This window comes from Pseudomonas sp. PDM02, from assembly GCF_014852285.1.
In the GTDB taxonomy this organism is placed as follows: domain Bacteria; phylum Pseudomonadota; class Gammaproteobacteria; order Pseudomonadales; family Pseudomonadaceae; genus Aquipseudomonas; species Aquipseudomonas migulae.
Genome location: NZ_JACVBL010000002.1, coordinates 194598 through 219552 on the forward strand (window position 1 = coordinate 194598; position 24955 = coordinate 219552).

The 24955-nt window shown below is 54.8% G+C and carries 24 protein-coding genes, 2 tRNA genes and 1 pseudogene; 3 read left to right on the top strand and 24 right to left on the bottom strand.

Translation table 11 applies throughout. From position 1 onward, the window contains the following. Window positions 1–78: 78 nt before the first annotated feature. The 13 genes and pseudogenes from IB245_RS04430 to IB245_RS04480 form a co-directional block, all read right to left on the bottom strand. Entirely contained in the window at window positions 79–1980 is a 1902-nt protein-coding gene (locus IB245_RS04430; protein ID WP_192226800.1) for a UvrD-helicase domain-containing protein, read from the bottom strand. Beyond that, window positions 1962–2933 (bottom strand): ATP-dependent endonuclease, encoded by a 972-nt coding sequence (locus tag IB245_RS29020; RefSeq protein ID WP_225609792.1) that lies wholly within the window; start codon window positions 2931–2933, stop codon window positions 1962–1964. The genes IB245_RS04430 and IB245_RS29020 overlap by 19 nt, the downstream gene beginning before the upstream one ends. 115 nt (window positions 2934–3048) lie before the next feature. After that, a complete protein-coding gene (locus IB245_RS29025) occupies window positions 3049–4194 on the bottom strand; it encodes an ATP-binding protein (protein WP_318652954.1) in 1146 nt (381 codons plus the stop codon). A gap of 420 nt (window positions 4195–4614) precedes the next feature. Then, complete coding sequence (locus tag IB245_RS29030; RefSeq protein WP_225609794.1) at window positions 4615–4902, bottom strand: hypothetical protein; 288 nt, start codon at window positions 4900–4902, stop codon at window positions 4615–4617. After that, a pseudogene (locus tag IB245_RS04440) lies at window positions 4899–5878 on the bottom strand (integrase domain-containing protein). Before IB245_RS04440 ends, IB245_RS29030 begins: the two are co-directional and overlap by 4 nt. Window positions 5879–6624: 746 nt before the next feature. Beyond that, window positions 6625–6933: a hypothetical protein gene (locus tag IB245_RS04445; protein WP_145314196.1), complete on the bottom strand. Its 309-nt coding sequence runs from the start codon at window positions 6931–6933 to the stop codon at window positions 6625–6627. Window positions 6934–7179: 246 nt separating this feature from the next. Then, window positions 7180–7255 (bottom strand) — tRNA-Thr (locus tag IB245_RS04450). A gap of 119 nt (window positions 7256–7374) precedes the next feature. Further along, complete coding sequence (locus IB245_RS04455) at window positions 7375–8616, bottom strand: nucleoside deaminase (RefSeq protein ID WP_192226802.1); 1242 nt, start codon at window positions 8614–8616, stop codon at window positions 7375–7377. Between the two features lie 299 nt (window positions 8617–8915). Continuing rightward, on the bottom strand, window positions 8916–10145 hold the full coding sequence (locus tag IB245_RS04460; RefSeq protein ID WP_192226804.1) for a methyltransferase: 1230 nt from the start codon (window positions 10143–10145) through the stop codon (window positions 8916–8918). Further along, window positions 10126–10815, bottom strand: a complete 690-nt coding sequence (locus IB245_RS04465) for an ABC transporter permease (protein WP_192226806.1) — start codon at window positions 10813–10815, stop codon at window positions 10126–10128. Before IB245_RS04465 ends, IB245_RS04460 begins: the two co-directional genes overlap by 20 nt. Then, window positions 10812–11507: an ABC transporter permease gene (locus IB245_RS04470; RefSeq protein ID WP_008024973.1), complete on the bottom strand. Its 696-nt coding sequence runs from the start codon at window positions 11505–11507 to the stop codon at window positions 10812–10814. Before IB245_RS04470 ends, IB245_RS04465 begins: the two co-directional genes overlap by 4 nt. Before the next feature lie 78 nt (window positions 11508–11585). Beyond that, entirely contained in the window at window positions 11586–12332 is a 747-nt protein-coding gene (locus IB245_RS04475) for an ABC transporter substrate-binding protein (RefSeq protein ID WP_008041033.1), read from the bottom strand. 13 nt (window positions 12333–12345) lie between these two features. Beyond that, the gene (locus tag IB245_RS04480) at window positions 12346–13119 is read right to left on the bottom strand and encodes an ABC transporter ATP-binding protein (RefSeq protein WP_007897462.1); all 774 of its coding nucleotides are present in this window, start codon (window positions 13117–13119) and stop codon (window positions 12346–12348) included. Window positions 13120–13672: 553 nt separating this feature from the next. On the opposite strand from IB245_RS04480, the gene gabP reads away from it, so the two are divergent. Both gabP and IB245_RS04490 read left to right on the top strand, forming a co-directional pair. Further along, window positions 13673–15064 carry a GABA permease gene (gabP, locus tag IB245_RS04485; protein WP_008024968.1) on the top strand — a complete coding sequence of 464 codons (1392 nt, stop codon included), beginning with the start codon at window positions 13673–13675 and terminating at the stop codon, window positions 15062–15064. Between the two features lie 368 nt (window positions 15065–15432). Continuing rightward, window positions 15433–15759: a hypothetical protein gene (locus tag IB245_RS04490; protein WP_192226808.1), complete on the top strand. Its 327-nt coding sequence runs from the start codon at window positions 15433–15435 to the stop codon at window positions 15757–15759. A 76-nt stretch (window positions 15760–15835) separates the two neighbouring features. Here IB245_RS04490 and vapC read toward each other — a convergent pair whose 3' ends face one another. The 6 genes from vapC to IB245_RS04520 all read right to left on the bottom strand — a co-directional run bounded on the left by vapC (window position 15836) and on the right by IB245_RS04520 (window position 19644). Then, entirely contained in the window at window positions 15836–16243 is a 408-nt protein-coding gene (gene vapC / locus IB245_RS04495) for a type II toxin-antitoxin system tRNA(fMet)-specific endonuclease VapC (protein WP_008041030.1), read from the bottom strand. Next, window positions 16243–16473, bottom strand: coding sequence for a type II toxin-antitoxin system VapB family antitoxin (vapB, locus tag IB245_RS04500; RefSeq protein ID WP_008041029.1), 231 nt, complete (start codon window positions 16471–16473; stop codon window positions 16243–16245). The genes vapC and vapB overlap by 1 nt, the downstream gene beginning before the upstream one ends. A 179-nt stretch (window positions 16474–16652) precedes the next feature. Further along, window positions 16653–17105, bottom strand: coding sequence for a hypothetical protein (locus IB245_RS04505; protein ID WP_008041028.1), 453 nt, complete (start codon window positions 17103–17105; stop codon window positions 16653–16655). A gap of 6 nt (window positions 17106–17111) precedes the next feature. Next, window positions 17112–17528: a hypothetical protein gene (locus tag IB245_RS04510; protein WP_008041027.1), complete on the bottom strand. Its 417-nt coding sequence runs from the start codon at window positions 17526–17528 to the stop codon at window positions 17112–17114. A gap of 19 nt (window positions 17529–17547) precedes the next feature. After that, complete coding sequence (locus tag IB245_RS04515) at window positions 17548–18516, bottom strand: alpha/beta fold hydrolase (RefSeq protein ID WP_192226810.1); 969 nt, start codon at window positions 18514–18516, stop codon at window positions 17548–17550. 69 nt (window positions 18517–18585) lie between these two features. Continuing rightward, on the bottom strand, window positions 18586–19644 hold the full coding sequence (locus IB245_RS04520) for a PDDEXK nuclease domain-containing protein (RefSeq protein WP_192226812.1): 1059 nt from the start codon (window positions 19642–19644) through the stop codon (window positions 18586–18588). Between the two features lie 261 nt (window positions 19645–19905). On the opposite strand from IB245_RS04520, the gene IB245_RS04525 reads away from it, so the two are divergent. Further along, on the top strand, window positions 19906–20355 hold the full coding sequence (locus tag IB245_RS04525; protein ID WP_008041020.1) for a hypothetical protein: 450 nt from the start codon (window positions 19906–19908) through the stop codon (window positions 20353–20355). 82 nt (window positions 20356–20437) lie between these two features. Here IB245_RS04525 and IB245_RS04530 read toward each other — a convergent pair whose 3' ends face one another. The 5 genes from IB245_RS04530 to IB245_RS04550 all read right to left on the bottom strand — a co-directional run bounded on the left by IB245_RS04530 (window position 20438) and on the right by IB245_RS04550 (window position 24955). Next, the gene (locus tag IB245_RS04530; RefSeq protein WP_192226814.1) at window positions 20438–20899 is read right to left on the bottom strand and encodes a DUF4234 domain-containing protein; all 462 of its coding nucleotides are present in this window, start codon (window positions 20897–20899) and stop codon (window positions 20438–20440) included. 318 nt (window positions 20900–21217) lie between these two features. Next, window positions 21218–21293: transfer RNA gene (locus tag IB245_RS04535), tRNA-Phe, on the bottom strand. 103 nt (window positions 21294–21396) lie between these two features. Then, a complete protein-coding gene (locus IB245_RS04540) occupies window positions 21397–21669 on the bottom strand; it encodes an oxidative damage protection protein (RefSeq protein ID WP_008024947.1) in 273 nt (90 codons plus the stop codon). Next, window positions 21666–22733 (bottom strand): A/G-specific adenine glycosylase, encoded by a 1068-nt coding sequence (gene mutY, locus IB245_RS04545; RefSeq protein ID WP_192226816.1) that lies wholly within the window; start codon window positions 22731–22733, stop codon window positions 21666–21668. Before mutY ends, IB245_RS04540 begins: the two co-directional genes overlap by 4 nt. Next, entirely contained in the window at window positions 22730–24955 is a 2226-nt protein-coding gene (locus tag IB245_RS04550; protein ID WP_192226818.1) for an AsmA family protein, read from the bottom strand. Before IB245_RS04550 ends, mutY begins: the two co-directional genes overlap by 4 nt.

Genomic DNA, 24955 nt, shown 5'->3' on the forward strand with positions numbered 1-24955 from the left:
TATTACTAGTTCTCGCCCACAAAGTGGGACGTTTGGTAATAAAAGCTAAGCAACTTCCGGTAGTAAGAAAAATTGGCGTTAGGTGATAGGTTTTACAGCATCCTTACCAAACCATTTTATCGCCGTGGCGATAGCTGTGCTATTTGGATTTTTGTAATATATGGCCAAACATTTTTTTGATCTAGTGGTGCAGACATAAAAAAGCTTTTTTGTACGCTCTATTACAGAAGCGGTACCTTCTCCTTTGAATATATAATCGAAGTTATAGCTTGACCAGTTGCCATTGTCTAAAACTACAAGAACATTATCAAACTCTGCGCCTTTGATTTTGTGCTGGGTAGAAAACGGGGTGTATCCTTCAAGATAAGAGTAAAGTTTTTGGAATTCACTAAATTTGACTTTCACAACTCGGTCGTATACATAGCTGTTTTTGGTAATAAAAATTGCTAATTTATCATCTTTCCTACAGATGCCTAATTCGTCCGCTTTATCGATTACAGACCCAATGTCAGAGGTGGACATGTTGCGAAGCTGATCAATAATAAGCTTAAGTTTTCGTTTGTCGCCGATAGTTCTTATTTTGAATTCGGTACGCTTCAAGAACTCGTTGTATTTTTGTCTCTCATAGAGGCTTAAGATATCTTGTATCTTGAATAAGTGCTTTATCAGGGCATCTCTTTTGCTACCTGCTTTCGCTGATCCATCGGGGTTGTCTTTTTTATCATCTATTAAAGCATCTTTGGTTAAGTATATTCGGCGGAAAATCCCATAATTTTCCTCCTTTGCTCGTATGAAAAGCTCAGGATTTTCGGCAATGAAATTTTGCATCGCAGGCGTCGGATTGATTTTTTTTGCGTCGACCGGAAAATTATCCAACAAATGCTGAATTACTTCTCCAAATGTATATGTTGAGAAGTCGTCGGATATGTTATTGGCTTTGATATATTTTTTGATGCGGTCGCGATACTCTAGTACCTTGTCTCCGTCATATATGAGCATTAGCTCCGGGAAGCCCGCTTTTGGTGCAATTAAGTTATGAGTTAAGTTTAGCTCTTTGTTCTCTCTGCTATCGTTAAAGTTCCAGCCGAGGGCCTCTTTAACTTGTGTTAATTTATCGTCTTCTCCTTCACTATAAATAAACCTCACGTCGCCATCTATGACTTTGCCATTCAGCATATTTGGAGCGGTGTCATCAAATGATGCTTGCTGCACGAGTCCATCAGTCCTCAATCGGTTTGCCAACTCATAAACTAAACGAGGGTTTCGTCTGTTTTGGGTTTTTTGAACTTCAACGACTCGCTTAAGAGCGATATATTTGTTTAGGTTGCCCACGCCATCTGGATATATTGATTGCATGGCGTCGCCAAAAAAACCGACGATGTTTCTTTTTACGCCCTGCAAGAAATGCTCCAAGAATATCTCGACAACCGCTTCGGAAGTGTCTTGGTATTCATCGATAAATATAAATTTGTATCTATCTTTCGCTATATCGCAAAGTTTTGGATGGGACTTAAACATAGCGCGAGCCAGTATCAGAATTTCATCGTGGGAAATTATGGCTTCTCTGACTAATGTATATTCTTTATATTGAACCTCTAGGCCTAGCAGAGTATGAGCATCAAAATCCTCGTCCGGACTTTTTATTGAGTCTGGGTCATCGCTTCTCAACGATGCTATTAACGACCACATTAGCTCGACTTTAAATGGGCGAATTAAGTCCCAAAGAAATTCATGGATGGTGCCGACATTTAAACGAGAGTCGGTAATCCTGCTATTGATTTCTGTCACAGCCGCATTTGTATACGTCATACATGCCACTTTGCTACAAGGATGCTCGCGTAGGACTTGTTTAATAACGTGTACTAACGAATAAGTCTTCCCGCTTCCCGCACCTCCGCTAAGTAAAAAGTTTTCCCCGTTGTCGATGTGCTTGAAAATTTCCTGTACTTCCGGTTCTAGATTTAGTCTTGCTTCAGCCATGTCAATGCTTCCTTGATATATGCAGGAGTAGACCAATTAGAAAATTCAACATCGACGGTAATGTCGTTACCACTTTCAATGTCAATAACCGTAGTTGGAGTGATTGTGCTATTAAGCAGGATTTCCATCGCGAAGGAGGGTTTGCTACCCACAGCTTTCGTTGCGCAAGTGTAAGCGTCTGTCTTGGAATTAGCAAAATCCTTCAAGTGAATCTGGACAAGCGATGGAAATTTTGTATTCCCTATGAACTTTGAATGCTGATCAAAAGCTAAGTCTTTTATGAACGCTCTGTTTATATGGAAGAAAGAGTCCTCAAAGCTTCTTGCATGATAATCTGCACCCGTTGAATCCTTCTCCAAAGTTTGATACGCACAAAATAGGTCGCCACCTTCTTGTTGAGTCCATTTAGAGTTGCTGTCCTTTGTGAGTATCTTGTCTTTATAAGAGAGCCCGGTATAGAAAGCTAAGCTTTTGTTGTTAAAAAAGAAGTTTAGAGACGCGTTTGTAGTGGAAGTCCCATGTTCTACTTTGCATTTTTTTAGCTCAGTCTTTGCCGTTCCGTCCGCGTTTGTTTTTGCGACGCCATTGTCATCTAGTACTGGATGCTCATTTGCGGCATCAATATCAGTAATGATGAGTGAGCGTACTCCAATGAAATTAACAAATTTTTCAAAAATATGTGAGTATGCACCAACCTCAATCATCGATATGTTTTGCGATAGAAGCGGTATGGAGCTCTTTGAGCCGGTACGCAGGTCTTTAATAAAGTCTTCTTGGTCCACCTTCATCATCATCGCAGGGAGCAAGACGCGCTCGGTGTCTCCTTCGATGAAAATGGCCTTGTCTGCGAAAAACAACTCTGATCTATGTATAGTTAGGTATTGCTTAAGGAAAGTGTAGTGCTGCCCGTCTTCGTAGTAATCTTTCAGATCTTTTAAATTTTTTGAGGTCACACAGTCATCTGATTTTTTGAAATACTTTATATCTTCAAAGTCGCTTTCTGATACGATATAGGACGAGTGGGTACTTAATATTGTTTGTAAGCCCCGAGTAGTACCATCATCTCTTCTAATTCCCGGCCTGAGGAGAGATTTGATGTTTTTTATGAAAATTCGTTGAAGTTGTGGGTGGGTGGGTGTGCGCTTCAGGTTCTTCAATGAATAAAATGTTTATGTCTGAAGGTGTTTCATTAACGTCCTTGTGAAAATCATGAAGTTTAAGCTTTATTTCAAATATCATGCTTATAAGGTTAAGGTATCCTAGTCCGTTGTAATTTTCCGGTAAGTTATGTTCGCCAGCCCCTAGGCCGTACATCACGGTAGTGTTTTCCTCCAGTAAATCACGATGCTGAAGGGAGGACACAATTTTGATGACGGAATCATTCTGGCTTACCCCGCCGAATTTCTTAACGTCATCTATAACGTCCTTGAAGATTTTTTCATACACTATATTTAGTTGAGTGTCTGTATCTGTTAGAGTGTCTTTAAATTCTTCTACGATACTTTCGTTGGGGTTAGTTGCTTCCAGCTTCTTGTATATCTTTGCAGATAGCATTGAGAGCGAGTTGTCAGTATCTTTGTTGGATACATTTCGGCGTGCACTGATCCATTTGAAATTTATTAGGTTAGATATTTTTATCCCTTCGGCATCCAAGTCAACAAAATCATTTATATCGATATCTTTTGTTGCGATGTCATATCGCACACTTCGTCTAGTTATAGAAAAATAACGAGCGTGATTTTCTTTCATGTAGTCAAAAAGGCTTTTTGGGGTTTTTCCCTCTTCAACCTTTTTTGTTTTAACTTTTCTATAGTCTGCAGCAATACTTTGAATATCGTCTGGTGTAACTTTGTAATCGAAAGTCAAAACTACAAACTTGTTGTCCGGATCAAGATCCATAATGACCTTGTCGCCGATATTTCCTAGGTCATCATGCTCATTATACTCAATGAATATTTGTAAGGAGATGCCCAAAGTTTGATTGTTGGGGAGCTCGTTATCCACTACCTTAAGTAAGTGGTCTTTTGCTTCGCTATTTAGGTCTTCAAAGGTAAAGCTGTTTTTTGGTGAACTACTGCCTATGAACTTTTCTAAGCAAAGCAGGAATGATGTTTTACCGCAGTTGTTTTTTCCAATTATTAGCGACAGGTTCTTTTCTAAATCGACTGTTAAATTCTTAAGAAGTCTGAAGTTGTGAACTTTGATCTTGGTCACTCGCATTGCAGCGTCCTTTCTTAAGCGATTTCGGTTTATGGTTGTTCCTGCAGTTAAGCCGAGCTGGCAGTTGTATTACTTCTGAGCATCAGGGTGACATTGAAGCTCTCCTTTGCAGGCCATCAGAATCCGTTCTACCCAGTGACTTTGTGCGCAAACGGGTGCGAAGGAAAATGCTAGTGATGGCACATTAGCTACGCTTGGAAGCGATAGCAAGACCCTGAGATAGCAGGGGCCGGCGTCCCAAGGCCGAGCTGGAAGGGGCTGAGCTAAGGTGGTGATTTCCCACTCTCGGTGCGTGCGGATTGCCTGCCGGAGCCAAAACCTCCTGAGTGAGGGGACGCCTCCATTGTGAGCATCCACGCAAACAGGATAATCAGTATTGATTGTTCCGAATCTTAATCAATGTTCGCTATCAGCTTAGCGTGTGTCTTCCCTCTCGAAGCGCCAAGTTTTACCGAGGCGGATAGCGACTAACTGAACGGTTAGCAGATAGTAATATCGCGTCGGCTGGGTGCGCTGAGTTAGGTGCAAATTTAGAAACCATATGAGGTGTTTTTGCTGCCAGGTCCATGGATTATCTCGGTGCCAGCGACTAGCAATCGCCATCTGAATAGCCTTCGCTTGGCGTAGGTGACGCTGGCGAGTGGAGTGCGACCCCGTCAGTACACCTGCCAGGAAAAGCTCCATATCGAATGGCTTGCTCATACTCGACCACCAATGTAAGCCGACACCACGTCGGTGCGGCCGTGCCCAAGTTCATAGCTGATTTGTGCTCGAGCCTCTTGATCGAGGCATCGGTCGAGTTGATAGCAATGGGCACCGTTGATGGATGCGGGATGATGGGTGATTTGCTCATAGCGTTCGCACGCATAGGCTGCTCGCAATTCGTGGAAGCCTTTGAGGTTGTGCTTATGGAGGATGTCACGTGCGAAGCGGACGATCCCCTGTTGAAAACCTAGGTAGCTTTCATCCGGTGCAAGCAGGTTGCGGCTACCGTCGGGCGAGACCTGTTCGGCAAACCTCAGTGCGTCACGAATATGATCATCTACTGTAATCCAGCGAGGCGCCGACGCGCCGGAGCGACCACCTTTGGTGCCATCCTGGATGTTGATCTTCCTGTATTGTTCGGACTCACGCTTCAGGCGAGGAAGGTCGGCCAAAATGGCCTCGCGCAAGCGCATTCCGGCGGCTCGCGCCTCGTGCACGATGGCGGCAGCGCGTGGCATTTGGTTTTCGCAGAGTACGTCGACTATCCGTTTCACATGTTCGCGGTCTTGGCCTTGCGGCACCGATTGACGAACACTGGTGCGCCGCATTCCCAGCGCCTTGCTCGGACTCGGCACTTTCACATACTGATCACCACGAAGCGCAGCCATGGTTCGGTTCACGCTGGACAATCGGTTTTGCGCGGTGGCGATGGCGAGGTCACCTTGTTCAACTTGCTGCCGCAGATGCTCGGCGTAGTTCAGCAAGGTCTGCCGATCTATCTGCCGCGCATCGTCAAACCCTGGGCCATCCTCCGCCGACACCAGCGTACAAACGCCAGCCAGCGATCACTGTGCGCCTTGACCGTGGCGTAATGCCTGCCACCAAATAGATCGTGCAATGCTTGCGGCCCGGCATAGCTCAATTGCCGCCCATAGCCAAAATTCCGCCCATCCCGTCTACCCACCAGTGCCATGATCGAACTCCTCTCGAAGGCAAAACTTTTAAAACCTTCCCCACGTCATCCCGCCATGGAAGTTGAGTGTTATCAGGGATCAAGGCCCCTGCGACCTGTGAGGGTTGTCCACTAACGCGGGACTGGCGGCTCTTTACGACCGGGAGCTTGGGCATCTCATGATCTGACCTCCTGAGCACTTCCGAAGAAGTGGGCGGGTGGAGGCTGCACTGGCTGACGAGACCAGCACCGCGAGATCCTGAGTCAGGTGAAGGCAGTGAAGCGATGACCGGGGCATGCCTGACTGTCAGTCAGGTGCAGTCCATTCCATGGTCTGCGGCACCATCATCTGCATCGCTGTTGCTGGTGACTTCGGTGTCTGTCACGCCGATTGTCACGAGGGGGAGTGCCGCAAAGCCTTGTACGAGTTGGGCTGCAGCAGCGGTAGGAGCGCCCGTCTCTTTCCGGAAGAAAGAGACGGGCGTAGGTTGGCGCAATGAAATGGCCAAGCGGAGAGGTTGCTGCAGGGCAGCGATGGAAGGGGAATGAGTTGCCGCAGTGGGCACGCTGGTAAAAGTAGGCATCCATCACATCGCAGTGACCGTGCGAGCCGCCGGACGCTAATCGCACTTTGGGAGAACCACCACGGTGTGGCGTAGCCTTAAAGGTTCTGGCTACCTGGGTTGCTGTCAAAGCCACATCTTTGGGGGGGCGTTTTCAACACCCACGCTAGGCTTCAACGGCAACCCGTCATCGTCTTCGGATGATCAGCGATTCAGAACCTTACTGATGTCCACCAGCTTTTTTCCATTACTTTTAGTCAGGTTGTACATTTCGGTAATCAGTGTGTCGATTTCGTCAATCAAGTCCGAGCGCTCTGCCTTGGTGGCACTATTGCGCAGGGTGTTAAGGCGGTTGGTAATGATCCGTTTCTTACCAAGCAAACTGAAGTCCTTCACGCTTCCGTAGATTTCCCAGTATTCATAACTTGGGTACTTCATTGCGATTTCTGAGATGTTAACGCCGCTTTCCAGCAGTTGATTCATCTCTTTAAGTTCGTGTTGCGCAATGCTCATCAGCGTTTACTCGTCCTTGTGACAGCGAGCGGGGCGCTCGCCAAATCGGATAGAGAATAACTAGCCGAGATACAAAAATGCCATCTTTTTGATATCACTTGTAAAGGCAGTTCGTGAGCGCTCATGAACGGCTGGTGGCCGGATTTGGAGTGGCACGCAGCATTTGGATGCTGGTGTGAGAGAAATTGTGAAAAAGGGAAAACAAAAAAGGCCCACCTTGCGGTGAGCCTTTCTTGATACTGCGTATGGTGCCGGCACCAGGAGTCGAACCCGGGACCTACTGATTACAAGTCAGTTGCTCTACCAACTGAGCTATACCGGCGTGTTAGGGCGACGATTATAGCGATTGGATAGCTTCTGTAAACCCCTGAATTCAGACTATTTTTACGCAGCCTTCAGACCAGCCCCACAGACGCATCTGCGGGGCTGGCCAATGAAGCACTACACGCCGTTTTTAACCGCGTTGATCAGGTCCTGACTCAGCACCTGCGCAGGCGCCACTTGCACGCTTTGCGTATAGAACGGCGGCAGGTTCTGGGCCAGTGTCGATAACGCTTGCGCGGTGGTGTTGCCCGGCAGCAACACGTATTGCAGGTTCGACGGATAGCTCTGCGGCACAGGGCCTTCCATGGTCGAACCGTACGCGCCGAAGGTCATCACGGCCTGGGGCGTTGTTGGATCGGGGGCATAGAGGAAGACGAAGGTGCCGTACTTTGGATGGGTCAGGTATTTCGCTGCCTGGTCACGAACCACCGGATCAGGGTCGTTCATCAGGGTCCAGCGCATGACCGCATAGCTGCGGGTCGTTTCCATGAACGCTGTACGAATCGGCGACTGGTTCTCGACGCCTCCCAGGCACACCAGCAGGTTGCCGAACGGGTCGATTAGCGCCACCGAGTTGAACACCGTGCTTTGCTGCGCGGTTTTCAGCAGGGGAGGCGCGAGTTCGGCGCCGGGATCCCGTGGGTTCGCCGATTGCACGGTCAGTGCGAATGGGCTGAGCGCTGTCAGTGCCTGGCGCACTTTGCTGTTGGCCGGCAGGGTGGCGGGGTTTTGCAGTTGATCCGGCGGCAGGCCGCTGTTGTTGCTGGCATCGCGCACGGTGTTAACGCTGGCGGAGAAGATCGAGCTGCACAGGAAGTACGCCGCCGAATCGATGGTCTGGCCGCCGAACACCGGGCTGGTCGAACCCTGATAGGCGCGGCTGACTGGTGCTGCAATCGCGTAATAGCCCCAGGTGTTCTGCGCCTGCTGGCGGATCTGCGGCGGCAACGATGGAAAGGTGAACTGGCTGTTGTAGTTGATACCCGCGTAGTCGTCGATGGCACTGACGGCGACGTTGAATCCTGCGGTCAGCAGCGAACCGGCGCACATGGCGCATGGGTCGAGCGTGGTGACGACGGTCAGTTGATTGGGCGGTGGCAGGTTCAGTGGTGCGACGTTTTCGTAGTACCAGTCCACCAGTTGCCGTTCGCCGTGGGCGGTCGGGTCGTGGGGTAGAAAGTAAGTCGTGCCGCCGCCAGGGAAAGGCATCAGCACGTTGTTGTGCAGGGCGGCGATGACCTCGCCCGTTGCGTTGTTGATGATGGCGCCGCCCACCGCGAAGGTTTGCTGCAACGCAGCGACAATGGCTTCGTTGGCGACGGTATCGACGGCTTCCTGTGCACTGTTCAATGTGCTCATGTTTTCCCAGCTCCTTGCTGTCCCTGACATCAGAGAATTCTGACGCTTGGCAAAGATAGTTGAGGATTTCCGGGGCGTTTATGTTCTTTTGAATTAATGCTTATGCACAACGGGGAAGGCGATGCACGCGGTTAAGATCGAAAATGTGGATCCAGTCTCATTTTCTCGCAAATGCCTGTTTTTCCGGTTTTTTATTCGGGTGTACGAAAATTGAACAGTTTGGTTTCAGCCCTGAAACAGGCGTAAACATTGGATCCACGATATTTCATCAACAGAGTTATCCACAGGCTGTGGCTGTTTTAGACGCGTTCCGCCAGCAACAGGAAGTTACGCGGCGTGAGTGGGGTTTCACAAAAGGTGCCGAGGCGAACGGTATAGCCCTGCTCAGAGAGGAAAAGTGCTCGATCAAGGTTCAGCCAAAGCTCCAGCGGACGTCGGAAAAGTCCGCGCAGCAGCTCCAGATTGCGTACTTCGGCCAGTCGCTGCCAGCCGGCGGCTTCTAGCGCTGACCAGTCTTGCGAGCCGACTGTGGATAACTCTTTGAATGCGGCCAGATGGTGGCAGTAGTCGGCGAATGATCTGTCCAGCCAGGCGCTCGGCAGAGAAGGCGTGGGCAGGTACTCATCAACACCGCGCAGTTGCCGTTGCAGCAGGTCGAAAGCCAGGCGTCGGGCCATGGACGTGTCGCGCTGACGTCGGACGCGGGCACCGGCGGTGACGGTTTCGCTCATCGGGAGTGAGAGATCGTCGAGTGACAGCTGTAGGTCGGAGCGCAAACCGACAGCGGAAACTGGCTGGTATGCAGGAAGACTGATCCTGTTATAGCAACACGGCGCAATGGCCATTTGTTTGCACCCGGCGGCGCTGGCGAGCTGGATCAATCGCACATGCAGATCGCCACAGGCATGCAGTGCGACCGGTGTGTGATCGGCGTTCAGCAAAGAGGCGGCGCCGGGTGCCAGCACATCCTGCTCGACATGCAGCGCATGCAGTTGATGGCGCTGACTTAGCGCCTGACCGCCTAGCACCAGTGCAGGATCCTGTTCCAGGCACGTGAGCTGCTGACCGGCTTGCAGCAGGCGTCGACCCAAGTGGCCTTTACCCGAGCACCAATCCAGCCAATGCATCGGTGGCGCAGCAAACGACAACCGACTGGCAAACGCCTCGATCTGCTGCCACTTGCGTCCCGGCACATCGACATTCAACCGATGCCCTGCGGTCTCCAGCGTGTGTGCCGGCAGCTCACCCACCGAACCCAGCTCAAGGGATAGCGTCGCCAGCGAAGCAAACGGTTCCGGCGCATCCAGCAGACAAGGTTGGTTATGACTGTTTTCCGCGTCTTCCAGTGACCGCCCGCGTAGCCATACAGCCAGCTCCGGGTAGGACGCTTCCCAAGGAAGTAGCAGATGGGTAAACGGTCGAGGCTTCCACAGCGCCTGATGCTCGATCAGAAAAGCATCCAGCGCCATGAAGCGGGCGAGCAGGGCCTCGCCCGTCAACACGTGGGAATCAACGCCCTTGGCAGGCATCGACGCGCAACCAGCGCTCCAGCAGCTTGAAGCCGCGAACCAGCACGTAAGCCATCAGCAGGTAGAACATGCCTGCGGCGAAGAAGATCTCCACCGGCAGATACGTCCGGGCAATGATGGTGCGAGCCATGCCGGTCAGTTCCAACAGGGTCACGGTACTGGCCAGCGCGCTGGCCTTGAGCATCAGGATTACTTCGTTGCTGTACGCCGGCAGGCCGATGCGCGCCGCTCGCGGCAGGATGATGTAGAACAGCGCCTTGGCCCGGGACATGCCCAGTGCCCGCGCCGCCTCGATCTCGCCCGGTGGAATCGCCTGGATCGCACCGCGCAGGATCTCGGCGATGTAGGCCGCGGTGTGCAAGGTCATGGTCGCCGTGGCGCACCAGAACGGATCGCGCAGGTACGGCCACATCGAGCTGTTACGGATCGCATCGAACTGCGCGAGGCCGTAGTAGACCAGGAACAGCTGAACCAGCAACGGCGTACCGCGGAGAAAGAAGATGTAGCCGTAGGGAAATGCCCGCACCCACCACAGGCGCGACGAACGTGCGATGCCCAGCGGAATCGCCAGCAACAGGCCGGCAATCACGGCGATGGCCACCAGTTCCAGGGTCAGCGTTGCGCCCTGAGCCAGTTTCGGCAACCACTTGATGATGACTTCCCAGTTCATTGGGTGCTCCTCGCGAAGCCGCGAGCGGCGCGTTTTTCCATGAAGTGCATGCCCGTCATGGCCAGAATCGTCAGGCCCAGGTACATGAACGCGGCCACCATATAGAAGGTGAACGGCTGTTTGGACACGGTCACGCCGATTTGCGCGTGACGCATGATTTCTTCCAGGCCGATCACCGACACCAGCGCGGTGTCTTTCATCAGGATCATGAACAGGTTGCCCAGGCCGGGCAGGGCGATGCGCCACATCTGCGGCATGATCAGCTTGGTGAAGATGCGAAACTTCGAGAGACCCAGTGCCACACCGGCTTCGCGGTGGCCTTTGGGGATCGCCAGGATTGCACCGCGGAACACTTCCGTGGCGTAGGCGCCAAAGCACAGGCCCAGCGCAATCACGCCGGCCGCAAAGGCATTGAGTTCAAGGTCGGGGTTGCCGAAAAACTCGCCCAGGGCACGCATCAGATTGACCGTGCCGAAGTAGATCAACAGCACCCAGAGCAGTTCCGGGATGCCGCGAACCAGTGTCGAATAAGTGCCGCCAAGCCATTGCAGCGGCTTGTACGGGGAAGTCTTGGCCAAGGCGCCGAGCAAACCGAGCACCAGCCCGAGACACAGGGCCGAAAGTGCCAGTTTCACAGTCATCAGCGCGCCAGCGGCGAGCGCCGGGCCGAATCCGTAGAGGTCGATAATCATGGATTTCTTTTCAAATCGCGGCAGGCAAGGCCGGGGACCGGCGCCGTCAGAAAACGGCGTCGGTCCGGCAGGTCAGTATCAATAGATGCTGAACGGGAAGTACTTGTCGTTGATCTTCTTGTAGGTGCCGTCAGCAACGATTTCTTTCAGTGCGACGTTCAGCTTCTCGCGGATCGGGTCGTTCTTGCGAACGGCGATACCGATCTTGTCGCTTTCTTCCACCGGGTCGCCTTTGAATTCGTAAGGCTTGCCGGCGTCGCTTTTCAGCCACTCGTAGTTGACGTATTTGTCCGCCAGGATGCCGTCCAGACGACCCGAAGTCAGGTCGAGGTAAGCGTTTTCCTGGGTGTCATAAAGCTTGGTTTCAACGCCAGGCATGTTGTCTTCGAGCCAGGTGCCGGCCAGTGTCGCGCGCTGGGCGCCAATCACTTTGCCTTTCAGCGCATCCTTGTCGGTTTTGAAGTCGACGTCTTTCTTGGCGATGAATTGCAGCTTGTTCGAGTAGTACGGGTCGGTGAAGTCGACAGCTTGCTTGCGCTCGTCGGTGATCGACATCGAGGAGATCAGGAAGTCGAACTTCTTGGCGTTCAGGGCCGGAATGATGCCGTCCCAGTCGGAGGTGACCACGGTGCATTCGACTTTCATTTTGGCGCACAGGGCGTCGCCGATTTCCTTGTCGAAGCCGACGACATTGCCACTGGCATCTTTGTTGTTGAACGGCGGGTAGGCCGCTTCGATGCCCATCTTCAGGGTTTCGGCCATGGCACCGGCGCTGAACGCCAGGGTGACGGCGGCTGCCAGGAAGACCTTTTTGTAGTTCTGCATGCGGGTAGCTCCGTTAGCGGTTGCTGGACATGAATTGTTTGCAGCGCGCCGAAAGCGGGTTTTCGAACACCTGCTGTGGCGATCCTTGCTCTTCTACCAGGCCCTGGTGGAGGAACACCACTTCGCTGGACACCTGACGGGCAAAACCCATTTCGTGGGTGACCAGCAGCATGGTGCGGCCTTCTTCGGCCAGTGCGCGGATGACATTAAGTACTTCCTGGACCATTTCCGGGTCAAGGGCGGAGGTGGGTTCGTCGAACAGGATCACCTTGGGTTGCATCGCCAGCGTGCGGGCAATGGCCGCGCGTTGTTGCTGGCCGCCAGACAATTGCGCCGGGTACGCATGGCGCTTGTCGGCGATGCCGACCTTGGCCAGCAAGGCTTCGGCGACTTCGATGGCTTCGGCCTTGCTCTGGCCGAGTACGCGGCGTGGGGCCTCGATGATGTTGTCGAGCACGCTCATGTGCGGCCACAGATTAAAGTTTTGAAACACAAAACCAATCTCGCTGCGCAGGCGGTTGATCTGTTTGCCGTCGGCCGCGACCAGTTCGCCGTTCTTGGCGGCTTTGAGCTTGAGTTCTTCGCCGGCCACCAGGATCTGACCCTGGTGCGGGTTTTCCAGCAGGTTGATGCAGCGCAGGAACGTGGACTTGCCGGAACCGGAGGAACCCAGGATCGAGATCACATCGCCGTCGCGGGCGGTCAGCGAGATGCCTTTGAGCACCTCAAGCTGTCCGTAGCGTTTGTGCAAGTTGCGGATTTCAAGCGCGGGCGTGGCCTCAGCCATGTGCGTTCCTCATATATGTTGCGCTCCTGCTGTTGGCGGGCCTTCCTGGCGAGGCGGCCAACCTAGCATAGCGTCTGAATGGCAGCCAACAGCGCTACGGGCGGTAAACGGGTGGCATGTGACAGGTTGTCGCATCGGTACAGCAGACTGTCGCGCTGCTATCAACCGAACAGCCGTTTGAACCCGATGTGGCGCGGCTGTCCCGTAAAAAAGGGCGCGATGTTGCCAGCTTTGGCGGGGTGTTGGAAGCGCTAACCGGCCAAACGTTCCTGAACCGCACTTTTATTGTGCGTTGAGCATTTGTTGGGTGTGTTTCCGGTGCGCTGATTCGTTCCTTAAGTGAGTCGCAGGGTAACGCTCTGGCGAAGTGCCATTATTTTCAATGACTTGCGATGACTGTCCGGTCAGGGGGAGATCGCCGGGTTAGAGGGTTTTGAAACATTTTGGCGCAATTATTGCGTGCAGATTCCGGAACGCCCCGTTGGTTTCTTTTTACAGAAGAGAGTTCACGACGGGATGCACGCATTCGCTTTTCCTTACAAAGGTAGTTTCAATGAGCAATACCCAAAGCTCTAACGGCCTCGAACAGGGGCTCAAACCGCGTCATGTGACCATGCTGTCGATTGCCGGTGTTATCGGCGCCGGCCTGTTCGTTGGCTCGGGCCACGCTATTGCTGCAGCAGGCCCGGCCGTGCTGTTGGCTTATGCCGCCGCCGGTATGCTGGTGGTGTTGGTGATGCGCATGCTGGGTGAAATGGCGGTTGCCTCGCCAGACACCGGCTCCTTCTCGACATACGCCGATCGCGCGATCGGTCACTGGGCCGGTTTCACCATCGGCTGGCTGTACTGGTGGTTCTGGGTGCTGGTGATCCCGTTGGAGGCCAACGCCGCCGCGACCATCCTGCACGCCTGGTTCCCTGGCGTGGACATCTGGGCTTTCGCCTTGGTCATCACGATGCTGCTGACCATCACTAACCTGTTCAGCGTGAAGAACTACGGCGAGTTCGAGTTCTGGTTCGCCCTGCTCAAGGTTGTGGCGATCATTGGTTTCATCATTCTGGGCATCGCGGCGATCTTCGGTTTCCTGCCGAATAGCCAGGTGAGCGGCGTTTCGCACATTTTCGACACTCAGGGCTTCCTGCCAAACGGCATGGGCGCGGTACTGGGCGCGATCCTGACGACCATGTTTTCCTTCATGGGCACCGAGATCGTGACCATCGCGGCCGCAGAATCGAAGAACCCTGGCAAGCAAATCTCCAAGGCCACCAACTCGGTGATCTGGCGGATTGGTTTGTTCTACCTCGTTTCGATCTTCATCGTCGTGGCCCTGGTGCCATGGAACGACCCGGTTCTGGCCAGCGTCGGTTCCTATCAGACCGTGCTTGAACGCATGGGCATCCCGAACGCCAAGATGATCGTCGACATCGTGGTACTGGTCGCTGTAACCAGCTGCCTGAACTCGGCGCTCTACACCTCGTCGCGCATGATGTTCTCGCTGGGCAAGCGCGGTGATGCACCGGCCGTGTCCACGCGGACCAACAAAAGTGGCACGCCATACTGGGCGGTGATGCTGTCCACGGGTGCAGCGTTCCTGGCAACATTCGCCAACTATGTGGCTCCGGCTGCCGTGTTCGAATTCCTGCTGGCCAGCTCCGGCGCCATTGCGTTGCTGGTGTACCTGGTGATCGCGATCTCGCAACTGCGCATGCGCAAACAGCGTATGGCCCGCGGTGAAAAAATCGCCTTCAGCATGTGGCTGTTCCCGGGCCTGACCTACGCGGTGATCGTCTTCATCGTCGCGGCCCTGACCATCATGCTGTTCCAGGACGCCCACCGTGTGGAGATCCTCGCGACCGGTTTGCTGAGTGCGCTGGTGGTTGCTACCGGTTTGCTGGTGGCTCGCCGTCGTCGCAATGAGCAACTGGTTGGCGCAGTGGCGCGCTAAGCTTTACGCACACTGTCGATGTAATGAAAACGACCGCCATCAGCCATGATCGCGGTCGTTTTTGCTTTCATTCAGGGGGGTTATCGGTCTGCTCCCTGATGGACACGATGATGTCGAGATAGTAGCCTCCTTGCCGAATGTGTATCTCGCTGTTGCGGGATGCAATGGAGTTTCAGGACACGGATTGTTCGACGCCCCAGCCTTCCCGGCTAAAGCCCCTCGACCCTTTCTTGCCTGCTCCCTCATCTGATGCTTGTCACAGATGCATTTGCGTGCGCCTGCCGTTTGCGCGGCAGTCACGAGCCAGCGCTGTATGGAGCTAGCCCGGCCATTCAGCTTACCCATTGGGGCATCAAGGAGAGACAGGCATGGCGTTTACATCGGTTGTGTTCAAAAACCCTAATACCGGAGCCATGAAGGAAGCCCCGATTGGCTTCTCGTGGACCGTGTTTTTCTTCGGCTTCCTGCCGCCACTGTTCCGTGGCGACATCAAGTGGGCAGCGATCATGTTCATCGTGGCCTGCGTCACATTCGGCCTCAGCAACTTCGTGTTCATGTTCATCTACAACAAGCTGTACGTGCGCGACCTGATCGGCGCCGGTTTCAAGGCTCAATCCATCGCCAGCGGTGACCTGAGCTACGCCAGCGCCAAGGTCGGGATGGAAATTCCACGTCTGGAAGCTGCGGCTGCCTGATTGTTGTTTTCAGGTTTGTAAAAAAACGGCCGCTGTCAGTGATGACAAGCGGCCGTTTTTGTTGGCTGCGTTTAATTCAATCCGGATGAGCCCAGTCTTCTACGCGTAAACCTTTGACCCGCTCAAACTCTCGCAGGTTGTTGGTTACCACAATGAGTCCGCGCGAGCGCGCATGCCCGGCAATCATTTGGTCATAGGGGCCTATGGGTGTTCCCGCTTTCGCAAGCTCGGATCGAATCATTCCGGTGTGTGCAGCTGCTTCATTGTCGAAAGGCCAGACTTCGAGGCGAGCCGCCAAGCCCTCGATCACCGCCAAATTCTTTTCGGGAGTCGCAGATTTTTCGGCGCCGTAGATCAGCTCCATCAGCGTCACCGCACTGATGCACAACTGTCCGTCATGACGGTTGAAAGCCTCTCTTACGATTTGCGGCTTGTTCTTGATGGTGAAGATGCAGATGTTGGTGTCGAGCATGAACTTGATCATCAGAACGACTCGCGCTCCTGATCAGCGGGTTGGTCGCGATCGGTCATAAAGTCTGCACTTGCGCTGTCCCCGTCGAACCAGCTGTCCCATGTCTCGTCTGCCGGTGTGATGATGCGAGCGCGGCCGATGGCGACCACGTTCACTCTTTTTACATCGCTAGGCATTGCAACAGCTTTGGGAAGGCGAACGGCCTGGCTTCGATTGCTCATGAAAAGCGTTGTCTGTTCCATTTTTGCCTCCTCAAGCAGTGGCGGGTGTAGTAAGTCTGAAGAATAGTTTTCTAAAGGGATATGTCAATGGGATATACATTACCACTGACGGGAGGTCGTCCACATTTTCCGGTTTGCTGCGTACAAAAAAACGGCCGCTGTCAGTGATGACAAGCGGCCGTTTCTATTTCTGAGGGCTTTTACTCGCCCTTTTCTTCCTGCGCATCCGGCGACTGGCGATAGCTATCCAGCGCAATGCCGAAGTCGGTGATGAATTGCGGGTCGGTCAGCCATGCCTGGGCGGTTTCGCGATCCATGCCGTCGGCCCACATGCGGTAGTCGATCAACATGTCGGCGGCCAGGTGAGTGGCGGCCATGCCTTCGTCGTCGGCGTTTTCCATGTCCAGCAGTTCTGGATGGTCAATGATGATAAAGGCGAGGTTCGTCAGCAGCACGGAGAGCATTTCACTGCGGCCGACAGCTTCGGCGTCGCGCATCTTGCTGAACATCGCCAGGGTGTATTCCGGGATCGGCTCGCCGATTTCACCCAAGTCATCGTCCAGCGCGGCGGGTTTTCTGCCGTGGATGTTGATCTGTTTGGCTTTGATCTTGGCGCGCTTGGCGCGTTTCTGTTGCTTGTTCAGGGAGGCCATGGGAACTCAGTTCGGTTTCTGTTGGGTTTGGGCTGCGATGATGTCGGAGGCCGCTACATAGTCGGCCTGGAAGGCCGGGGATTCGATCCATGCCAGGGCGCCGGCTTCATCGACCTCGGTGGACCATTGGCGGTACTCGATCAGCGCGGCGAGGATGAAATCCATCGCGCCTTCTTCGCCTTCCTGTTCGTACACCAGTTCCAGCAATGGGTCTTCAAGGAAAGCGATGCACATGGCTTGCTGACTGGTTTTTTCAGCGTCGATCATTTTCTTGAACAGCTCGGTGAGGTCCACCGATTCAAAGTCGATGCGATCATCGTTCGGGTCCAGCTCGACCGGCGCGGCAGCCCGTTGGGTGCGGTTCTGCTTGGCCTTGGCTTTGGCGCGGGTGGCGCGTTTTTGCTGCTTGTTGGCGGAGGCCATGGTTTTGATCCGTCGTGCGTTAAAAGGACTCGCTGCGCGGTACTGTCCGCCCGGGGGTATCGGGGGCCAGTTCACCGCTTTGCAGCCAGGACAATGCAATGGGCCATAGTGTGGCTTGGTATGCGCTACGAAAAAAGGCGAAATGTCCGACTTCTGCTTCGCCGATGTCTTCGGGGGCTATTCGCCAGTGGGTGTTCGTACCGCCACTGAAGTAGCCGAGCAGGCGTTCGATGGCCGGGATCGTGCCGTAAGGATCGTCTGTGATGCTGATGGCCAGTGTCCTGGCTTTCATCGTCGCCCCTGGTTTTTTGGCCAGCGTGCGACCGCTGGGCCGCGTTTCATATCGGCGGGTGGGCGTGCTCCAGTCTCGAACCACCCCGGCGGGTGTGTCTTCCAGCCAGCCAAGACGCTTTCCGGGGAAGTAGCCATAGATCATGGTGATCAGCGGCATCACCACATGCCACTTGCCGAACATCCTCCAGCGATGAGCGGGCGCGTAGTCGCGCCAGTAGGCGAATTGCGCACCGACGGTGACCAGACGCCGAATCAGCTGCCCTGAGGCTCCCAGGCCCGCCGCACAGCCGCCAAAGCTATGGCCGACGACATCGATGGGCTGGCCGGGAAATTCGCGCTCAGCGCGCTTGAGCATCGCCTCGAAATCCAGCGCGCCCCAATCAGTCCATGAGGCGTCGAGATTTTTCAATGACGCAGGGCGTGATTCGCCGATGCCACGGTAGTCATAGGTGATGACATCGAAGCCGTTGGCGAACAGGTAATCGGCGAAGCGCGAATAGTGCCGGCAGCGAACCGAGGTGGCGGCGTTGATGATGACGACCGGGCGCACGAGGTCCTGAAAGGCGTGCCGCCAGGTGAAACCGCCGAGGATGAAGCCGTCTGCGGCGGGCTCTTTGAATGGTTCGCCAGAAACTGGAGTTGGCAGCGGTAACTCGATTTGAGTGGGGGCCAGTGACATGTCCTGCAAATTCATCGGCTTCAGACCTTTGCGGGTAGCTGCCAACGATAGTCTTCGTGCGGCGGGTGGACAATCCATCTGTGTTCATAGAGGGATCTGATCGAGCAGTCGCTCCTCGATTGCCGCCTGCTCCCGGTCCAGTTCAGTGCGGAGTTCGTCTTCGCTGGGCAGGACTGTTTTGTATTTGCTGGCGAAGAGTTGTTCGTTGTCTTTCAGCACTGAATAGCGCACCACTGATTCATCTTTTTTCGCACAGAGAATGATGCCGACGGTGGGGCCATCTTCCGGTCCGCGCTTGAGGTCGTCATACATGCGTACGTACATGTCCATCTGGCCAACATCCTGATGAGTCAGTTCGCCGCGCTTCAGATCGAAGATGACGAAGCACTTGAGTACGTAGTTGTAAAACACCAGATCGATGTAGAAGTCTTTGCTCTCGGTGCTGATGCGTTGCTGGCGAGCGATGAAGGCAAATCCTCTACCCAGTTCCAGCAGGAAGGCTTGAAGCTGATGGATCAATGCTTGCTCCAGATTGGTTTCTTGAGTCAGACCTGCGTTGGTTGAGCCAAGAAACTCCAGCATCACCGGGTCCCTGATGAAGTCTCGTGGGTGTGCTTTCATTTTCTGGATGTTGGTGGTGGCTTCCTGTCGGACGGCAGGTCGATCGCGGCTGGTGAGCAGGCGTTCGTAATAGAGGGTGTTGATCTGGCGTTCCAGGGCGCGGGATGACCAGTTTTGAATAGCGGATTCGTTCATGTACCAGTGGCGAGCGTGGTCATTGTCGATGCGCAGCAATCGGCGGTAGTGGGTCCAGCTTAATTCGAGACGCAGTGCGTCTCGAATTGGAAACACCTGATAAAACAGTCGCATTTTCCGCAAGTTGGTTTCGTCGAAGCCCTTCCCAAACTCAGCGCTCAGCACCTTCGCCAGCGTTGCCAGCAACTGCTTCCCATATTCCGCCCGCTGTGCCCCCTCCTGCTCGAACTCCACAATATGCCTCCCGATCTGCCAGCAGGTTTGCACCTGCACAGTGTCAACCGTTCGCAGGACCTTCTGCCGTGCATCACGAATCAGCTCTCCAAGATTGCCGAGTAGTGAGGCGAGTTGTGCATCCTGAGTGTTAGCGGGGTTGAGTGAGCTCATGGCGTCTTCTGCAAAGGAATGAACAGGCAGAAGAGGATGGCAGTGGAGGTGGGGGCAGCGATGCCGGGCGTGGCTGGTAAGCCGGAAGGAAAGCCCGATTGGGTTTGCGGGATCGCTCCGACGGCAAGTCGTGCTTCAGGAATATAACGTGTAGTCCATTTCGTAGTGAGCCCAAGTACCAATCAATCTAAAACCCGGGCGTTCGAGAGGAAATCTAAAAGGCATGACAAATGGGTTCCATGGAGCCCGGGAGGCGTGATCATGAAGTACGTGCATTCCCTTGCGTTGCCCATCGCCGCGGTGGGCATGTTGATGTTCCCGGTGATGTCGTCTGCCGCCAGTCTTGAACCAATCGACAGCGCTGGCGTGCAAGTTCAACCGCAGGAGCAAAACGGAATTACTTATCTGTCCGGCGGTATAGGCCTGGATGAGTCGAAGGCCATCCAGCAAACGGCTGGCTATAACTTGCACATGACGTTTTCGGTCGGGGCGGAGAATAAATACATTCCCGACGTCGACGTGGTCATTCAGAAAGCCCAAGGGCAAACCGTGTTGACGCTGAACGAGGCTGGCCCGCTGGTTTATGTCCAGCTACCGCCCGGCAAATACACCGTGGTTGCTACGCGACATGGAGAAGTGCGGCGTGATAGTGCCGACGTAGGAAGTGGCCCTGCACGTAATCTGGTCTTTCACTGGGCCGGTGAAAGCTAGCAGTTGGCCGGAGTTGGCCGGCCGATGCCTTTGTTCCAGCGAATGGGCGGCAGAAAATCATCTGTCCGCCCATTGCGTGGTTTTAGGCTTGAGCGGTCTGGCCTCTCAGGATCTGCTGCTTACGCTGTTCTTCCGGCAGATCGTTGATGCAGTAGTTGATGTAGTACACGTTGAACAGGAACGTGTAGAAGGCGTTCATTCGCAGGTCGACCTTGTGCTCGCTGAGGGCATATTCCGTCAGCGCCGTTTTAGCCTTGAATGCCCATACGATGTACAGCACGCCACTGGCAAGGCCGAGAGCTGCGGACGTGAAATCCAGAGCCACGTTGCCCAGGTTGGAGAATGTGCCGCTTAAGCCGGCGCATACAGCGATCCAGATAATGTAAACGTCATCTACCAATCGGACTTTGGTGGTGTCGCTGATGATTTTGCTGTTTTTGTATAGCCACAAAATAAGATAGATCCCGGCAGTGGCGATGGAGAGCAACACCAGGTTCCAGGTCTTCGTATCGATCTTGTCTTTTAGTTCATTGATTGTTGACATAACTTTTCCATGTCCTTTGGCTTAAGGGGATGTGTAGCGCTGGTGTTTACTGCGGGGGGAGGCATTCCTTGCGTTGTTACCTGTCCTTTTGGGTGCGTATTCCAACTGCGCCGTGGGGCAGTGGATTGCATTGAAATCGACCGGACGGGTTTCCGTGGTGTCGGTCGAGTTTGTGGCACAACGCTACTATAGAGCCTTGCTGAAGGCGAGTTTTGTTTTTGGATCGTCGATCCGTCGCTTCCACTGCCGTGTGCCGGACTTCGTTAAATCGCAGGCATAAAAAAACCCTGAATCTTGCGATTCAGGGTTTTCGGTATTTGGTGCCCAGAGACGGAATCGAACCGCCGACACGGGGATTTTCAATCCCCTGCTCTACCGACTGAGCTATCTGGGCAACGGGGCGCATTAAACGGGTTTTTCAGGGGGTCGTCAAGCAAGTTTTCAAAAAAAATTTAATTATTACCGTCGCTTACGTTCCGACCCCCGATAAAGCGGGATTATTCTGCAGGCGGAACGTAGCCTTCAGCCTTGGCGTATTCCTCGCCGGAGAAGTACTTGTCCATCTCGCCTTGCAGATATTTGCGGTCTTCGGCGTTCATCATGTTCAGGCGTTTTTCGTTGATCAGCAGGGTCTGGTGTTTCTGCCAGTCGGCCCAGGCCTTCGCCGAGACGTGGTCAAAAATGTCCTGGCCTTTGGCGCCCGGGAATGGAGCGCGCTCCAGGGCTGGCAATTCTTCTTTGTACTTGCGGCACATGATGGTGCGGGTCATGACGACTCTCCTGCGTTCAATACGGCGGCCGCGCGTTCGAGCAAGGTTTTGACCGGGGCGGCAAGGCCCAGGCGCGGCGGGGTGGCGAGGTTATACCAGAGCCAGTCGGCCTCGGCCACGTGATGGCCGGCCTCCTGAACCTGAACCAGCCAGGGTTCGATGGACAACTGAAAATGGCTGAACGTGTGTACGAGGCTCGGCAGCGCTTGTTGGCTGCCCAGCTCCAGCGAGTGCTGCGAGGCCAGATGTTGCAGGTCGTCGAGGTCGTCGAGTTCCGGCAGGCTCCACAGACCGCCCCACAAACCCGTGGAAGGGCGACGGTAAAGCAGAATCGCGCCGTCTCCGTTGGCGAGCATCGGCATCAGCGTGCGCTTCTGTGGCACGGCTTTGCGTGGCTTCGGGATCGGGTAGCGGGTTTCCAGGCCGAGCATGTGCGCTTCGCAGCCCTTTTCCAGCGGGCAGAGCAGGCAGCTCGGCTTGCTGCGAGTGCAAAGCGTGGCGCCCAGATCCATCATCGCCTGGGTGTAGGCGTTGACCCGATCATGCGGCGTAAAGCGCTCAGCGTTCGCCCACAGCTGTTTGGCGACCTTCGGCTCGCCCGGATAACCCTCTTGCGCCGTAAAGCGCGCCAGGACGCGTTTGACGTTGCCGTCGAGGATCGGCGCCCGCAGGCCCATGCTCAGGCTGGCGATGGCGCCCGCCGTGGACAGGCCGATCCCCGGCAGCTCGACCAGCTTTTCCACATCCCGCGGAAATTCGCCGCCGTACTCAGCGACGACGATCTTCGCGGTCTTCTGCAAATTGCGCGCGCGGGTGTAGTAACCGAGGCCGGTCCACAGGTGCAGCACTTCGTCTTCCGGCGCGGCGGCCAGGGCTTCGACCGTCGGCAGCGAGGCCATGAACCGGTCGAAGTAATTCAGCACGGTGCTGACCTGGGTTTGCTGCAACATGATCTCCGAGACCCACACCCGATACGGTGTGATGCCTTGCTGCCAAGGCAAATCGTGGCGGCCGTGGCGGTCGTACCAGTCCAGCACCGCCGATGAAAACTGCTCGGATCTCATCGCTTGAACAGCCCCTTCAATGCGTTTTTCAGCTCGGGACTGACTTTGTCGCCAAGCTTTTCGTCGATTTTTTCGCTGATTTTGTCGCCCGCCATTTTGGACGCGACCTGGCCCATGCGTTCGTTGTCGAGGCGGCAAGCCTTGGCGCCAAGCTCAAGCGGGCCACGGCAGCGCAACGGCCATTCTATGCCGACAAATTTGTCGCCGACCTGACAGGCCGGATCCGGCATGGCGCTCGTATCGCCTTCGACGATGATGCCGACGCGGTAATCCATGCCCAGCACCCGCAGGTCGACGTCGCCTTCGCCATTCACGGTCATGCCCGGGATGCGCACTTTCAGGTCCGGGTTGCTGGCCACGCCATTACGGAAGGCCAGGTTGCCCTTGAGCTCCTGGAACGGCGTGTCCTTGCCGCGTGGTTCGCCGCTGAGGGTTTTGCGGTTGAGCGTGGCGATGCCTTTGCACAGTTGCTGTTCGAGGTTGGCATTGAGCAGCACGCCGTTGTTGATGACGAAACTGGCATTGCCGTTGAGGGTTTCGATCAGCGATTTCTGGCTGTTGCCATTGCCGGTCAGATTGCTGTCGAGAGTGACCAGGCCTTTGACTGGCGGTTTTTTACCCTGGCTTTCGAGGATTTTTTCCACAGGCACTTTGCTGATGCGTGTCTGCATGTTCAGCGCTGGTGCCTGCTGGCGCACGTCGAGGGTGCCCCTGGATTCGAAGGTGCCGTCGTACAGGTCGCCGCGCAGGTTCTCAAGCGTCAGCAGACCTTCCTTGCCATTGGCCTTGAGCGCCGCGTTCTGGATCGGCAGCTTGTCGAGGGTCAACTGGCCAAAGGTCAGGTCAGCATCCACGTCGAGTTTGCTCAGGCGTTCCACCGGCAGCAGGCGCTCGTTGCTCCACGCGTCTTTGGTGGGTTTGTCCGGCAGCGGTGTGCTGCCTGCGCCGGCCATGGCATCGGCTTCGGTACTGGCCACTTCGGCCTGGCGCACTTGCGTCGCGCTGTTGGCTTCGGCGGATTTTGGCGGCAGGTAACGGTCGACGTTGAAGGTGTCAGCCTTGAGCGCGGCGCGTAGCGATTGCTTGGCGAAATCCTCGACGGCAATACGACCGCTGAAGGTGCTGTCATCGATTTTCAGGTTGATGTTGTCGAGCACCAGACTGGTCGGCGTGCCGGCAATGCGGCTGACCAGTTCAACTTTGCTCAAACTGCCTTCAGCCATCGCCGGGAGTTTCTGGCCGATGCTGTCGACGAATTTCGCCAGGTCGAATTGGGCAATCGAAAGGCCGCCGTTGATCTGCGGCGTTTTGTCGAGGTCGTTGACCTTCAGTTCGCCCAGTGCGCGCAACTGGTTGGCGGAAATCTTGATGCCAGTCCATTCGGCGACGTTCGCTGCTTTATCCAGCAGCAACTGGCCTTGGGCGGCGAAGGTCACGGTCTTGCCTTGCAGCGGATCACCGGCGATTTCGCCGGACAGCTTCATGTCCTCGAATTTGTAGCGTTGCAAGGCGCGTTCAAAACGCAGCTCGCCATTGAGCTCGGTGCGGACCCGCAGAACGGGCTGATTGGTGCCCAGGAACGCGGTGAGCTTGACCGGGATGTTGGTCGAATCGTGGACCGGCCCGGTGCTCAACTGGATGCTTTCGGCGCTGAAATGCTGGCCGGTCTTCTCGTCGCTGTATTCAACGCGGGCGTTGTTGACGGTCAGGCTGTCGATGTCCAGGCGGATCGGCTGCGCCGGTTTTTCCACTTGAACGGTGGTTTGCGGTGCAGGTTCGCCGGGCGTGACCGCAGGAGCGGTCGAGTTGGCAGTCGCCGGCACCTTGCCAATGTCTTCCCAGTTGCCGTGGCCGTCCTTGTCGCGGTTTAGGCGCAGGTTCAGGCCTTCGACGCGCACGTCGCTCATCTGCACTTCACGGCGCAGCAGCGGCAGCACGCGCACCGACAGGCCGAGCATCTGCAAGTCAGCGAACGGTTCGGTGGGCTTGGCCAGGGTCGCGACACTGGCTTCGTGCAATTCCAGGCCCAGCCACGGGAAAAGGCTCCAGCCGATGTCGCCATTGAGCGTCAGCTCGATGTGGGCCTTGTCGCGGGCAATCTGGCGAATCTCGTCTTTATAGTCGTTGGGATCGAAGAGGTGGGTCAGGGCAAAGCCCAGCGCCACAATGATCAGCAACAACCCGAGAAGTACCAGACCCAGGATTTTGCCGAACGCTTTCAT